The sequence below is a fragment of the Inquilinus sp. NPDC058860 genome (assembly GCF_042743185.1).
Classification (GTDB): domain Bacteria; phylum Pseudomonadota; class Alphaproteobacteria; order DSM-16000; family Inquilinaceae; genus Inquilinus.
In genome coordinates this window covers 67,219-79,391 of the sequence record NZ_JBHYMS010000028.1, presented here as the reverse complement: position 1 = coordinate 79,391, position 12,173 = coordinate 67,219, and the positions used below count along the sequence as shown (strand labels likewise).

Here is a 12,173-nt window from a genome sequence, read left to right as displayed (position 1 = left end):
GTTACTGGGGGCTTTGGGGCTGCGCAAACTTCTGGGGCCCGCGCCTGCCGCGTTTGGTGGGGTTGGTGGGGTGCGCGGCGCTACCCAAACACCCCGACGCCCGATCGTTGGGTTCGCGTCGCGAACCCAACCTACGTCGAACGCCGCCTCAATCCACCTTCAGCCCGGCGGCCTCCGCCGCATCCAGGGCGATGGCGGTCCAGTCGAGGTCGCCGCGGCCGCGGGCGATCGAGCCGATGAAGCGCTCGCGCAGCACCGCGGCGAAGGGCAGCGGCACCCCCGCCTTCTCGCCCGCCGCCATGGCCAGGCCGACATCCTTGAGGCCGAGCGGCATGCGGAAGCCGGGCGGCGAGAATTTCCGGTCGACGATGAAGCCGCCGTAGTTCCTGTAGATCGGCGCCGCGAAGATCGAGCTGGAGTAGAGCTCATGCGCCTGGCGGGCGGAGACGCCGTGCTTCTCCAGCAGGGTGAAGGTCTCGGCCATCGCCTCGATCGCCGCCGCGATCATGAAGTTGCCGCCGATCTTGACGACGTTCGCGGCCTCCGGCGCCTCGCCGAAATCGTGCACCGCCTGGCCCAGCGCCTCCAGCACCGGCCGGGCCTTGTCCTTGGCCGCGGCGGGGCCGGAGACGGCGATCCAGAGCTGGCCGGACCCCGCCGCCGGCGGCCGGCCGAAGACCGGCGACCCGACATAGGCCGAGCCCGCCGTCGCATGCGCCGCCGCGAGGTCGGCCGCGATCGTCGGGCTGACCGTGCTCATCGACACATGCACGCCGCCTTCGCCGAGGCCGGACAGGATGCCGCTGTCGCCGGTGGTCACGCCCTTCAGCGCCGCATCGTCGGCCACCATGGACAGGACGATGCCGCCGGACGCGGCCTCGGCCGGCGTTGCCGCCCGCACCGCGCCCTTGGCCAGCAGCGGCTCCTCCGCCGCGGGGCTGCGGTTCCACACCGCGACCGGCCAGCCCTGGTCGAGCAGGCGCGCCGCCATCGCCGCGCCCATGCTGCCGAGGCCGACCACGCCGATCCGCGTCTTCTCCGTCATCGTCCCGTCCTCTCGTTCCCGACTATGCCGCCAGCCGCTCGACCGCCACCGCCGTGGCCTCGCCGCCGCCGATGCAGAGGGCGGCGACGCCGCGCCTGAGGCCATGGGTCTGCAATGCATTCAACAGGGTGACGATGATCCGCGCTCCCGATGCGCCGACCGGGTGACCGAGGGCGCAGGCTCCGCCATGGACATTGACCTTGTCGTGCGGCAGGTCGAGGTCGCGCATCGCCGCCATGGTGACCACGGCGAAGGCCTCGTTGATCTCGAACAGGTCGACATCCTTGGCCGACCAGCCGGTGCGCTGGAAGAGCGTCTCCATCGCCCCGATCGGCGCGGTGGTGAACCAGGCCGGCGCCCGGGCATGGCTGGCATGGCCGACGATCTTTGCCAGGACCGGCAGGCCACGCCTCTCCGCCTCCGACCGGCGCAGCAGCACCAGCGCCGCGCCGCCGTCGGAGATCGAGCTGGAATTCGCCGCCGTCACCGTGCCGTCCGGCCGGAAGGCGGGCTTCAGCGTCGGGATCTTGTCGGGCTTGGCGTTGCGCGGCTGCTCGTCGGTCGAGATGCTGACCTCGCCGCCGCGGCCCTTCACCGTCACCGCCGCGATCTCGCGGGCGAAGGTGCCGTCCTCCGACGCCTTGCGCGCCCGGTCCAGGCTGGCCAGGGCGAAGCGGTCCTGCTGCTCGCGGGTGAACTGGTAATGCTGCGCCGTGTCCTCGGCATAGGTGCCCATCAGCCGGCCGGGCTCGTACGCGTCCTCGAGCCCGTCGAGGAACATGTGGTCCAGCACCCGGCCATGGCCCATGCGGTAGCCGCCGCGGGCACGGTCCAGCAGATAGGGGGCGTTGGTCATGCTCTCCAGCCCGCCGGCGACGCCGATGCCCACCGACCCGGCGGCGATCGCGTCGTGGATCTGCATCACCGCCTTCATGCCGGAGCCGCACATCTTGTTGACCGTGGTGCAGGGCACCGCGTCGGGCAGGCCGGCGCCGCGGGCGGCCTGGCGGGCCGGAGCCTGACCCAGGCCGGCCGGCAGCACGCAGCCCATCACCACCTCCTCGACCGCATCGGCGGCGAGGCCGGCCCGTTCCAGCGCCGCACGGATGGCGACGGCGCCGAGCTGCGGCGCGCGCACATCCTTCAGCTCGCCCTGGAAGCCGCCCATCGGGGTGCGGGCCGCGCCCGCGATGACGACGGGATCATTCGCGCTCATGACATCCTCCGGATATCTCGTTGAGCGGATGCTAGCACGCCGGAGGCGCCGCTGGGCGAGGACGGATCGACCCGGTAGAGTGCGCGCCGTCCTTCCTTGAGCAAGACCGCGGCTTCCATGACCGATCCCCTGCTCGGCGGCCTGTCCGCCGCCGATTTCCTGGCCCGCCACTGGCAGAAGGCGCCGCTCCTGATCCGCCGGGCGATCCCGGGCTGGACCAGCCCGATCACGCCGGACGAGCTGGCCGGGCTGGCCTGCGAGGACGGGGTGGAGAGCCGCCTGGTCACCCGCCGCCGCGGCAAATGGGCGGTGCGGCACGGGCCGTTCGACGAAGCCGATTTCGGCAGGCTGCCGGCCAGGGACTGGACCCTGCTGGTCCAGGGCGTCGACCTGTGGGAACCGGCGGTGGCGGCGCTGCGCGAGCGCTTCCGCTTCGTGCCCGACTGGCGGCTGGACGACGTCATGGTCAGCTACGCCCCGGCCGGCGGCGGCGTCGGCGCCCATGTCGACCAGTACGACGTGTTCCTGCTGCAGGGCCTCGGCCGCCGGCGCTGGCGGATCGGCGGCGCGGCCGAGATCCGGCCGGCCTGGGTGCCCGACCAGCCGCTGAAGCTGCTGGCCGATTTCCAGCCGGCCGAGGAATGGGTGCTGGAGCCGGGCGACATGCTGTACCTGCCGCCGGGCTGGGCCCATGACGGCGTCGCCGAGGATGACTGCCTGACCTTCTCGATCGGCTTCCGCGCCCCGAGCGTGGCCGAGCTGGCCGGCCGCTTCGCCGCCGCCGTCGCCGATGCCGAGGATGAGGAGCGGCGCTATGCCGACCCCGACCTGGCGCCGCCGGGGAATCCCGGCGAGATCCCGGAGGCCGCGATCGAGCGGGTGCGCGCGTATCTCGCCGAAAGGCTGGACGACCGCCGCTTCCTGGCCGGCTGGCTGGGCGGCCTGTTGACCGAGCCGAAGGAGGAGCGCGAGGCGCCGCCGCCGCGCAAGCGCCGCCCGGCCGGGGCGCTGCGCCGGGCGATCGGCAGCCGCTTGGCCTTCGCCCGCGACGGCGACGGTCTGGTCCTGTTCGCCGACGGCGAGGCGCATCCGGCGCCGGCCGGTGCCGCCGCCGAGGCGGCGCTGCGCCTGTGCGGCGACGGCCGGCTGACGGCGGCGGAGGCGAAGGCGGCCTGGGCCGATCCGGCGGCGGCGGCGCTGCTGGACGCGCTGCTGGCCCAAGGGGCGATCAAACCGGCCGGCAGGACGTGATGCGCTTTCGGCAACGGAGCGAAGCGGAAGCGCTTCTATCGGCCGGCCCGGTCAGGTATGGATTCCCGACCAACAACAAACGCGAACAGGTCGATCATGCCGATTGCAAGCCGTCGTGCGCTCCTGGCCCTGCTTCCCGTCCTGGCGATCGCCGCCTGCGCCCCCAAGGCGGGCGGCCCCTATGACATCTTCTTCACGGATGAGAGCGCCGAGCTGACGCCGGATGCGCGGACGCTGGTCGCCAAGGCGGCGGCGGAGGCCAAGAGCTGGAACGCGAAGTCGATCAGCGTCGACGGCTTCGCCGGCCGGGACGGCGCGCGCGACGCCCATGAGGCGCTGTCGGCCAAGCGGGCCGAGGCCGTCGCCGGGGCGCTGGTGGCGAACGGCGTCTCGCCGGACCTGATCCACCGCGTCGAGGGCCATGGCGACGCCGGGGCCATTCCGGGCGTCACCGTCGGCGAGCGCCGGGTCGAGATCCGGATCGCCTACTGAACCAGGAAGGGTCTGGACGCAGGTTGGGTTCGCCCTCGCGAACCCAACACTGCGCAATCCGACGGAGATGTTGGGTTCGCAAGATGCGAACCTACGAAGCTCAGTTCCGCGCCTTGAGGGCGTCGCGGATCTCCTCCAGCAGCATTTCGCTGCGCGGCGGCGCGGCCGGGGCGGCTTCGGGCTTCTTCATGAAGCGGTTGACCTGCTTCACCAGCAGGAACACGGCGAAGGCGATGATCAGGAAGTTGATGATCGCGTTGATGAAGACGCCGTAGTTGATCGTGGCCGCACCTGCGGCCTTCGCTGCGGCCAGGTTCGGATAGGCGGTCCCGGAAAGATTGATGTAGTATTCCGAGAAGTCGACGCCGCCCAGCAGCACACCGATCGGCGGCATGATGATGTCGTTCACCAGCGAATTCACGATCGTGGTGAAGGCCACGCCCATGATGATACCGACCGCCAAGTCGATCACATTGCCACGCGCAATGAAGGCCTTGAACTCCTGTAACATCCGCTGCCCCCAAATCTGTTGGTGGCCGATGCCGGCCGCGACATAAATGTATATAGCTGATTTGCACAGGTTCACAGAAAAACCTGCAAACACCCTGACAAAGCAGCAAAAAGGCCGGATTTTCGGCTTCAAGAAATCCTCCGTGAATCGACTTGACTTTCGGCATGGCAGGATCAAATTGCGCCCCCTCGCACCATCACAATGACGGGCGGCCGACCGTGCCGTCGGAACCGTCCGGGCCGGGAAGGAAAACGACCGATGCGCCTGTTCTTCTTCGGCACGCTGCAGGATCCCGACCTGTTCGCGCTGGTGGTCGGCCGCCCGATGGCGGCCTTCGCGACGCAGCCGGCGACCCTGCTGGGCCGGCAGAGCCGCAAGGTGAAGGGCGAGAGCTATCCGATCCTGGTGCCGCATCCCGACGGCCGGGTCGACGGGCTGCTGGTCGAGGGCTTCATCCCCGACGAGATGGACCGGATGCAGTTCTTCGAGAGCGACGACTACGCGCTGCAGCCGGTGACCGTGGCCCTGGCCGACGGCAGCCGGGCCGAGGCGCGGATCTATGCCTCGACCGGCGCGCTCGAGGACGCCGGCGAGCCCTGGCATCTCGAAGCCTGGCAGGCGACCGAAAAGCCGCGCACCCTGATGCACCATGAAGCGTATATGTCGCTGTACGGCAAGATGAGCAGCGCCGAGGCCGCCCAGCGCTGGCCCGAGGTCAAGGCCCAGGCCGACCGCCGTTACGCCGAGGCCCGCGCCGAGCGGCACTTCGCCGAGCGCCGCCGCCCCCGCTGAGCCGCAGGCCGGCAGATCTCGATCGTCATGCCGCTCATCGGCGACCATCGGAGTGATTCGCCGGCCGTTTCGCCGGCGGCCGGCTCCAAGTCGGTGCCGTCGCCCGGCGGGAAGGCACTGCACGTAAGGATCAGCACCAGGCAAGACTATTTAATTCTTGCTTTCGACGTTATGCTCGTTTTCCTGTTTGTTGCGGTCATTATCAAGAAGGGCCCCGCACTCCTCTCGACCATCCCTTGGGAAATTTTCGCTGTCGGCATCTTCGCCGTCGCAGTGATTTTCATCATTATCCCCTCCATCCTCGCCCGCACGCATAGGCGATCCAGCACCTATGAATTGTCCATGGGCGAAGACGGTATTTTCTCTCATTGCCATGGACATCTTGTGCCATGGCGAAATTTCGAGCGGATAGGGCTGTTTACGACGGCTGGCGTCAACCAACTGCAATTTCATCTGCGGCCAGAACACTACGGCACGCTGCCGCGCTATCCGAGAAGATGGAGCTTCGGGGCCGTTTCCTTCGGACCAAAGGCCGTTGTGGTCAGCACCAAGGCTCTGGCGATTTCCAGGCGGGATCTCTACGAAGCCGTCGAAACCCTCTCAGGGATGAAGATACGCGGCAGGCTGTCATGGAATCCCGCCCGCGGCGGGCGTGGATCGTCCCGGTGAGGCTGTTCGCCCGGCCCGATGACGACATGATGGCGACGGTCCGCGTGATGGCGCTCGATCCCGCCGAGCAGTTCCGGCTCATCATGACGATCAGCGCCATGTAGGCTGCCGCCATGCGCCTCTATGCCATCAGCGACCTGCACCTCGCCTCCGACGCCAGCTTCGAGCGGCTGGACGCCTTGCCCGATCATCCCGGGGACTGGCTGATCCTGGCCGGCGACATCGCCGAGACCGCGGACGGGCTGGGCCGCGCCTTCGCCGTCCTGGCCGCGAAGTTCGCCAGGCTGATCTGGGTGCCGGGCAATCACGAGCTGTGGACCCGGGCCCGCAACCCCACGGCCCCGCGCGGCGTCGAGCGCTACGAATCGCTGGTCGCGCTGGCCCGGCGGCATGGGGTGGTCACGCCGGAAGATCCCTATCCGATCTGGACCGGCCCGGGCGGCGAGCATGCGATCGCGCCCCTCTTCCTCCTCTACGACTACAGCTTCCGGCCGGCGGATCTGCCGCTCGAGGAGGTGGTGGCCTGGGCGGCGGAGGAAAGCGCCGTCTGCGCCGACGAGCTGCTGCTGTACCCCGACCCCTACCCGACGCGGCAGGACTGGTGCCGGGCCCGGATCGAGGCCACCGCCCGGCGCCTGGCGGCGCTGCCGGCCGGGCTGCCGACCATCCTGGTCAACCACTATCCGCTGCGCCGCGACCTGGTGCGGATCCCGCGCATCCCGCGCTTCAGCCCCTGGTGCGGCACGGTGCTGACCGAGGACTGGCACCGGCGTTTCCGCGCCGCGGTCGCGGTCAGCGGCCATCTGCATGTCCGCCACACCGACTGGCGCGACGGCACCCGGTTCGAGGAGGTGTCGCTGGGCTACCCCTATCAGTGGGAGCAGAGCTACGGCATCGGCGCCTATCTGCGCGAGATCCTGCCCGGCCCGCCCGAGCCGACGCCGGCTATCAGGGTGTCAGGGCAACGTGCCGGACCGCGATGACCGGCTGGCCCTGCGGCGCGCGCAGCGCCAGCCCCAGCAGGTGCCGCGGCGACGGCCGCCACTGCCGGAAATGCCAGGCGGCGCCGTCGACCGCGGGATCGAGGAAGCGGACCTGCGGCCGCTCCGACAGCGTCTCGACCACGAAGCTGTCCAGCGCGATGGTCAGGCCGCCGCCCAGCGCCTTCACATAGGCCTCCTTGACCGTCCAGATCTGCAGGAAGGCCTCGCGCCGCCGCTCCGCCGGCACCGCCCGCACCGACGCCGCCTCCGCCGCGGCGAAGCGGCGGTCGGCGATGCGCGGCTCGACCACCCGGCCGAGCCATTCGAGATCGACCCCGATCACCGTGCCCGGCGCCGCGGCGCAGGCGACCATGCCCTCGGCATGGGAGATGTTGATGCCGATCGACCGCCCCTGCTCCGGCCGGCAGATCAGCGGCTTGCCGTGGTCGCCGATGGCGAAGTCCCATTCGCCGGCCGGCACCCGGGTGATGTCCTGCAGCAGCCGCCGCATCAGCGACCGGGCGGCAGCGAAGCGGCGGCGGTCGCCGGGCATGATGAAGCGCGCCGCCCGCGCCTGCTCCGCCGCGGTCAGGTACGGCAGACAGGCGGTGAACACGGCATCGTCCTCGGGGATCTCGGCCGTCCAGACATGAGCGTCGGCAGGGACGTCGCTCATGCCACGGCCCCCCTCACTTCGGGTCGACGCCGCCGAGCTTGCAGATGTGCTTCCATTCCGCGTCGCTGACAGGACTGACCGACAACCGCCCCTGGCGGATCAGCACGAGGTCGGACAGGGCCGGGTCGGCCTTCATCTGCTTCAAGGTCACCGGAGTCTTCAGCGGCCGCGCGGCCTGCACGTCGACCATGCCGAAACGGCCGCTCTCGTCGCTCGGGTCCGGGTAGTATTCGCGCACGATCTCGACGATGCCGACGATCTCCAGCCCCTCGTTGGAGTGGTAGAAGAACGCCTCGTCGCCGATCTTCATCGCCTTCAGGTTGTTCGAGGCCGCATAGTTCCGCACCCCGTCCCAATGGGTGCGCTCGGCCTTGACCATCTGCTCCCAGCCCCATTTGACGGGCTCGGACTTGACCAGCCAGTGCTTCATGGCTCAGGCCTTCGGATAGACGCGGCGCCAGGGCGTGATGGCGACGCTGGCCGGCAGCCCCGCCTTGCTGAACGGGTCGTCGGCGACGAAGCGCTCCGCCTCCGCCCGGTCCGCCGCCTCGATCAGCAGCAGGCTGCCGATCATGGTCTGCCCGTCGGCCGAGAGGTGCGGGCCGGCCGCGATGATGCGGGCGGCATTGGCCTCGAGATAGGCGAGATGCGCCGGCCGGTTGGCGAGGCGGATCTCCAGCCCGTCCGGCCGGTCGACGGTGACGATCGAGAACTGCAAGGATTCCTCCGATACGCTGATGCTGGCGACGCTAGCGGAAACGGCCGGGCAGTTCCAGGTCAGGCCTCGCGCTTCGCCGGGCGCAGCAGCAGGCCGGCGACGGTGGTGTCGATCGCGGCGCCGCGGTTCAGCACGGCGTCGACGGCGGCGATCACCGGCGCGTCGACGCCCGACTGCGCCGCCAGCCGGGCCGCCGCCGCCGCGGTCCACACCCCCTCGGTGACCGACCGGCGCTCGCCCAGGATCTCCGTCAGGGTCCTTCCCTGCCCCAGCGCGATGCCGAGCGAGGTGTTGCGGCTGGTGGCGCTGCAGGCGGTCAGCAGCAGGTCGCCGAGGCCGGACAGGCCGGTCAGCGTCTCCGGCCGCGCCCCGAGCCCGGCGCCGAGCCGCGCCATCTCGGCGAGGCCGCGGGTGACCAGCGCCGCCCGGGCGTTCTCGCCCAGCCCGCGGCCGGTGACGATGCCGGCGGCGATCGCCAGCACGTTCTTCAGGGCGCCGCCGAGGGCGACGCCGCGCAGATCCTCGCTCCAGTACAGGCGCAGCGTCCCGTGGCCGAGGCTGCGGGCCAGGGCGGCGCCGGCCCCGGCATCGGCGCAGGCCAGGGTCAGGGCGGTCGGCAGGCCGCGCGCCACCTCGGCGGCGAAGCTGGGGCCGGACAGCAGCGCCGGCGCCGCCTCCGGCCGCGCCTCGGCGGTGACCTGATCCATGAACAGCCCGGTCGCGGTCTCGATGCCCTTGGCGGTGATCACCAAGGGCCCCGCCCGCGGCGGCAGCCGTTCCAGGATCGCGCGCAGATGCTGCGCCGGCACGGCCAGGACCCGCAGCCCCTCGGCCGCCATGAGGTCGGCGGTGACCGCGATCCCCGGATGCAGCGCGATGCCGGGCAGATAGGCGGCGTTCTCGCGGCTGTCCCGCATCGCCGCGGCGCGGTCCGGATCGCGGGCCCACAGCACCACCTTGTGCCCGGCCCCGGCGAAGCTCTGCGCCAGCGCCGTGCCCCAGGCGCCGGCGCCGATCACGGCGATGCGCCCTCTAGTCATGGGGGCTCAAGCCTTCACCCCGGCGCCGATCGCCGCGGTGGCGGTGGGATCGAGCGGCCAGCGCGGCCGTGGCGCGCAGTCGAGCCCGTCGACCAGGCCGAGGCGCAGCCGCTCCAGCCCGGCCCAGGCGATCATCGCGCCGTTGTCGGTGCACAGCGCGAGCGGCGGCGCGACGAAGGGCAGCCCGGCCTTCTCCGACACCTCGGACAGGCGGGTCCGCAGCCGCTGGTTGGCGGCGACGCCGCCGGCCACGACGAAGGCGCCGCCGGCCGGATGCTCGGCCCGGAACCGGGCGATCGCGCGCTTGGCGCGGTCGGCCAGCGAGGCCGCCACCGACTCCTGGAAGGCGGCGCAGAGATCGGCGACGTCCCGCGGCGCCGGCGGCTGCGGCAGCCCGGCCACGGCGCGGCGCACCGCGGTCTTGAGGCCGGAGAAGGAGAAGTCGCAATCCGGCCGCCCGACCATCGGCCGCGGCAGGGCGAAGCGCTTCGGATCGCCGGTCTTCGCCGCGGCCTCGACCAGCGGGCCGCCGGGATGGCCGAGGCCGAGCATCTTGGCGACCTTGTCGAAGGCCTCGCCGACCGCGTCGTCGATGGTGGTCCCCCAGCGCCGGTACCGGCCGACGCCCTCGACGCAGAGCAGCTGGCAATGGCCGCCGGAGACCAGCAGCAGCAGGTACGGGAACTCGACGCCGTCGGTCAGCCGCGCCGTCAGGGCATGGCCTTCCAGGTGGTTGACGCCGAGGAAGGGCAGGCCGCGGGCGGCGGCGATGCCCTTGGCGGTCATCACCCCGACGGCGACGCCGCCGATCAGCCCCGGCCCGGCGGTGGCGGCGATGCCGTCGACCGCGTCGAGGCCGATCCCGGCCTCGGCCAGCGCCCGGCGGACCACGCCGTCGAGATGGGCGAGATGGGCGCGCGCCGCCACCTCGGGGACCACGCCGCCATAGGGGGCGTGCTCCTCGATCTGGCTGAGCACGACATTGGCGAGGATGCGGCGCCGGTCGTCGACCAGGGCCGCCGCCGTCTCGTCGCAGGAGGTCTCGATGCCGAGCACGATCATGATCGGCCCGATATAGGCGGTCTGCCGGCGCGGCGAAAGGACCGGAAGACCTCAGGAGGCCTCGGGATCCTGCATCCAGGCCGGGATGTTTCGCTTGCCGTGCGCAATGCGCCAGACGTCGATGGTGTGGTCATGCGCAACGTAGAAGATCAGATGGGGGTAGCGCGCTAACGGCCAAAAGCGCAGCCCTGGCAAGCTCAGCTCATGGGCGTAGCGTGGAGAGCCGGTGGCAGGATGGCGGCTGATGTGAGCGTAAGCCTGCTCCAGCGCGTGGACGAAGCCGAGCGCGGCCTCGGCAGCCCCCTCCTCCAAATAATAAGCGACCGCGTCGTCGATATCGCGCCTGGCCTGCTCGCGGAGGGCGATGGCCTTGAGCTTCACTCCCCGTCGCCGGGCTTCGCAGCCTTGCGGATCCGGTCTCGCAATCCTTCGAAATAGGCAGCGTCGATCGGGGGAGTGAGTGGTGACTCGGCACCTGCGAGCAGGAAACTGCGAAGCCGCTGGCGGTCCTGATCCTTGCGGATCAGCTCGCGCACATACTCGCTGCTGGTGCCGTAGCCGCGCTGGCTGACCTGCTCGTCGACGAACGACTTCAGGCCCTCGGGCAGGGAGATGTTCATCGTGCTCATGATCGGAAGAATGAGCGCCTTGGCAAATTTTGGCAAGCCCGTCTCCTCGCCGACCGGCCACGTCGCCGCAACCGCTGCGCGCGGCTTGCCCGGCGGGCGCCGGGCTTCTAGAAGTCGGGCCATGGACACCGTTCTCCGCATCGGCACGCGCGGCAGCGCCCTTGCCCTCGCCCAGGCCGAGGAGACGCGGCGGCGTCTGATCGCGGCGCATCCGGCCCTGGCCGCGCCCGGCGCGGTCGAGATCCAGATCGTCCGCACCACCGGCGACCGGGTGCAGGACCGGCCCCTGTCCGAGATCGGCGGCAAGGGGCTGTTCACCAAGGAGATCGAGGACGGCCTCCTGGACGGCAGCCTGGACATCGCCGTCCATTCGATGAAGGACATGCCGACCCGGCTGCCGGACGGGCTGATCATCGGCGCCCTGCTGCCGCGCGAGGACCCGCGCGACGCGCTGTTCGCCCGCGACACCGCCCTGACCGGCCCGGCCAGCCTGGCGGCGCTGACGCCGGGCGCGGTGGTCGGCACCTCCAGCCTGCGGCGGCAGGCGCAGCTGCTGGCGCTGCGGCCCGACCTGCAGGTGGTGCCGTTCCGCGGCAATGTCGACACCCGGCTGGCCAAGCTGGACGCCGGGACGGTCGACGCCACCCTCCTGGCCCTGGCCGGGCTGAGGCGCATCGGCCGGGCCGACCGGGTCTCGGCCGTGCTCGACCCGCAGGAGATGCTGCCGGCGGTGGCGCAGGGCGCCATCGGCATCGAATGCCGCGAGGCGGACGACCGGATTCGCGCCCTGCTGGCCCCGATCCACGACCGCGACACCGGCGACCGGGTGGCGGCCGAGCGCGCCTTGCTGGCGGCGCTGGACGGCAGCTGCCGCACCCCGATCGCGGCGCTGGCCGAGCTGGGGCCCGGCGACACGCTGACGCTGATCTCCCGCGTCGCCCTGCCGGACGGCAGCGAGATGCACGAGGACCGGCGCGGCGGCCATCGGTCCGAGGCGGCACGGCTGGGCACCGAGGCCGGCGAGGCCCTGCGCCGCCGCATCGGCCCGCGTTTCCTGGCCGGGTGAGGGCCGCCCGGATGGACGCGACC

16 protein-coding genes are annotated in these 12,173 nt (G+C 71.3%); 6 read left to right on the top strand and 10 right to left on the bottom strand.

Features of this window, described 5'->3' with window-relative positions; genetic code table 11:
* Window positions 1-148 precede the first annotated feature (148 nt).
* The gene (locus ACFW16_RS19990) at window positions 149-1,045 is read right to left on the bottom strand and encodes an NAD(P)-dependent oxidoreductase (protein ID WP_380308186.1); all 897 of its coding nucleotides are present in this window, start codon (window positions 1,043-1,045) and stop codon (window positions 149-151) included.
* Between the two features lie 22 nt (window positions 1,046-1,067).
* Entirely contained in the window at window positions 1,068-2,261 is a 1,194-nt protein-coding gene (locus ACFW16_RS19985; RefSeq protein ID WP_380308184.1) for an acetyl-CoA C-acyltransferase, read from the bottom strand.
* A 117-nt stretch (window positions 2,262-2,378) separates the two neighbouring features.
* Here ACFW16_RS19985 and ACFW16_RS19980 point away from each other — a divergent pair, with 117 nt between their 5' ends.
* Window positions 2,379-3,512 carry a cupin domain-containing protein gene (locus ACFW16_RS19980; RefSeq protein ID WP_380308183.1) on the top strand — a complete coding sequence of 378 codons (1,134 nt, stop codon included), beginning with the start codon at window positions 2,379-2,381 and terminating at the stop codon, window positions 3,510-3,512.
* Between the two features lie 96 nt (window positions 3,513-3,608).
* Window positions 3,609-4,004: an OmpA family protein gene (locus ACFW16_RS19975; protein ID WP_380308181.1), complete on the top strand. Its 396-nt coding sequence runs from the start codon at window positions 3,609-3,611 to the stop codon at window positions 4,002-4,004.
* Window positions 4,005-4,104: 100 nt separating this feature from the next.
* Here ACFW16_RS19975 and mscL read toward each other — a convergent pair whose 3' ends face one another.
* Entirely contained in the window at window positions 4,105-4,515 is a 411-nt protein-coding gene (gene mscL / locus ACFW16_RS19970) for a large conductance mechanosensitive channel protein MscL (RefSeq protein ID WP_380308198.1), read from the bottom strand.
* 258 nt (window positions 4,516-4,773) lie between these two features.
* Between mscL and ACFW16_RS19965 the strand changes: the two genes are divergently transcribed.
* The 3 genes from ACFW16_RS19965 to ACFW16_RS19955 all read left to right on the top strand — a co-directional run bounded on the left by ACFW16_RS19965 (window position 4,774) and on the right by ACFW16_RS19955 (window position 6,959).
* Window positions 4,774-5,307, top strand: coding sequence for a gamma-glutamylcyclotransferase family protein (locus tag ACFW16_RS19965; RefSeq protein WP_380308179.1), 534 nt, complete (start codon window positions 4,774-4,776; stop codon window positions 5,305-5,307).
* Window positions 5,308-5,334: 27 nt separating this feature from the next.
* Window positions 5,335-5,976 carry a hypothetical protein gene (locus ACFW16_RS19960; RefSeq protein WP_380308177.1) on the top strand — a complete coding sequence of 214 codons (642 nt, stop codon included), beginning with the start codon at window positions 5,335-5,337 and terminating at the stop codon, window positions 5,974-5,976.
* Between the two features lie 113 nt (window positions 5,977-6,089).
* Window positions 6,090-6,959: a metallophosphoesterase family protein gene (locus ACFW16_RS19955; RefSeq protein ID WP_380308175.1), complete on the top strand. Its 870-nt coding sequence runs from the start codon at window positions 6,090-6,092 to the stop codon at window positions 6,957-6,959.
* Here ACFW16_RS19955 and ACFW16_RS19950 read toward each other — a convergent pair.
* Genes ACFW16_RS19950 through ACFW16_RS19920 form a run of 7 tightly spaced genes read right to left on the bottom strand, consistent with a single transcriptional unit; the run spans window position 6,925 to window position 11,207 of the window.
* Window positions 6,925-7,635, bottom strand: a complete 711-nt coding sequence (locus ACFW16_RS19950) for a 4'-phosphopantetheinyl transferase family protein (RefSeq protein ID WP_380308173.1) — start codon at window positions 7,633-7,635, stop codon at window positions 6,925-6,927. The genes ACFW16_RS19955 and ACFW16_RS19950 overlap by 35 nt on opposite strands.
* A gap of 13 nt (window positions 7,636-7,648) precedes the next feature.
* A complete protein-coding gene (locus tag ACFW16_RS19945) occupies window positions 7,649-8,065 on the bottom strand; it encodes an EVE domain-containing protein (protein ID WP_380308171.1) in 417 nt (138 codons plus the stop codon).
* 3 nt (window positions 8,066-8,068) lie between these two features.
* Window positions 8,069-8,353: a YciI family protein gene (locus ACFW16_RS19940; RefSeq protein WP_380308170.1), complete on the bottom strand. Its 285-nt coding sequence runs from the start codon at window positions 8,351-8,353 to the stop codon at window positions 8,069-8,071.
* Window positions 8,354-8,412: 59 nt separating this feature from the next.
* Entirely contained in the window at window positions 8,413-9,393 is a 981-nt protein-coding gene (locus ACFW16_RS19935) for an NAD(P)H-dependent glycerol-3-phosphate dehydrogenase (protein ID WP_380308168.1), read from the bottom strand.
* Between the two features lie 6 nt (window positions 9,394-9,399).
* Entirely contained in the window at window positions 9,400-10,455 is a 1,056-nt protein-coding gene (tsaD, locus tag ACFW16_RS19930) for a tRNA (adenosine(37)-N6)-threonylcarbamoyltransferase complex transferase subunit TsaD (protein ID WP_380308166.1), read from the bottom strand.
* 51 nt (window positions 10,456-10,506) lie between these two features.
* Window positions 10,507-10,836, bottom strand: coding sequence for a type II toxin-antitoxin system RelE/ParE family toxin (locus ACFW16_RS19925; RefSeq protein WP_380308164.1), 330 nt, complete (start codon window positions 10,834-10,836; stop codon window positions 10,507-10,509).
* Entirely contained in the window at window positions 10,833-11,207 is a 375-nt protein-coding gene (locus ACFW16_RS19920) for a type II toxin-antitoxin system ParD family antitoxin (protein ID WP_380308162.1), read from the bottom strand. The genes ACFW16_RS19925 and ACFW16_RS19920 overlap by 4 nt, the downstream gene beginning before the upstream one ends.
* On the opposite strand from ACFW16_RS19920, the gene hemC reads away from it, so the two are divergent.
* On the top strand, window positions 11,206-12,150 hold the full coding sequence (gene hemC, locus ACFW16_RS19915) for a hydroxymethylbilane synthase (RefSeq protein WP_380308160.1): 945 nt from the start codon (window positions 11,206-11,208) through the stop codon (window positions 12,148-12,150). The two genes, ACFW16_RS19920 and hemC, sit on opposite strands and share 2 nt — an antisense overlap.
* The last annotated feature ends 23 nt before the right edge of the window (window positions 12,151-12,173 follow it).

Excerpts from the sequence above, each read along its gene's own strand:
- ACFW16_RS19985 (WP_380308184.1), bottom strand. The coding sequence starts at position 2,261 with ATGAGCGCGAATGATCCCGTCGTCATCGCGGGCGCGGCCCGCACCCCG.
- ACFW16_RS19920 (WP_380308162.1), bottom strand. The coding sequence starts at position 11,207 with ATGGCCCGACTTCTAGAAGCCCGGCGCCCGCCGGGCAAGCCGCGCGCA.
- hemC (WP_380308160.1), top strand. The coding sequence starts at position 11,206 with ATGGACACCGTTCTCCGCATCGGCACGCGCGGCAGCGCCCTTGCCCTC.
- mscL (WP_380308198.1), bottom strand. The coding sequence starts at position 4,515 with ATGTTACAGGAGTTCAAGGCCTTCATTGCGCGTGGCAATGTGATCGAC.
- ACFW16_RS19950 (WP_380308173.1), bottom strand. The coding sequence starts at position 7,635 with ATGAGCGACGTCCCTGCCGACGCTCATGTCTGGACGGCCGAGATCCCC.
- ACFW16_RS19935 (WP_380308168.1), bottom strand. The coding sequence starts at position 9,393 with ATGACTAGAGGGCGCATCGCCGTGATCGGCGCCGGCGCCTGGGGCACG.
- ACFW16_RS19945 (WP_380308171.1), bottom strand. The coding sequence starts at position 8,065 with ATGAAGCACTGGCTGGTCAAGTCCGAGCCCGTCAAATGGGGCTGGGAG.
- ACFW16_RS19980 (WP_380308183.1), top strand. The coding sequence starts at position 2,379 with ATGACCGATCCCCTGCTCGGCGGCCTGTCCGCCGCCGATTTCCTGGCC.
- tsaD (WP_380308166.1), bottom strand. The coding sequence starts at position 10,455 with ATGATCGTGCTCGGCATCGAGACCTCCTGCGACGAGACGGCGGCGGCC.
- ACFW16_RS19990 (WP_380308186.1), bottom strand. The coding sequence starts at position 1,045 with ATGACGGAGAAGACGCGGATCGGCGTGGTCGGCCTCGGCAGCATGGGC.
- ACFW16_RS19955 (WP_380308175.1), top strand. The coding sequence starts at position 6,090 with ATGCGCCTCTATGCCATCAGCGACCTGCACCTCGCCTCCGACGCCAGC.
- ACFW16_RS19960 (WP_380308177.1), top strand. The coding sequence starts at position 5,335 with ATGCCGCTCATCGGCGACCATCGGAGTGATTCGCCGGCCGTTTCGCCG.
- ACFW16_RS19975 (WP_380308181.1), top strand. The coding sequence starts at position 3,609 with ATGCCGATTGCAAGCCGTCGTGCGCTCCTGGCCCTGCTTCCCGTCCTG.
- ACFW16_RS19965 (WP_380308179.1), top strand. The coding sequence starts at position 4,774 with ATGCGCCTGTTCTTCTTCGGCACGCTGCAGGATCCCGACCTGTTCGCG.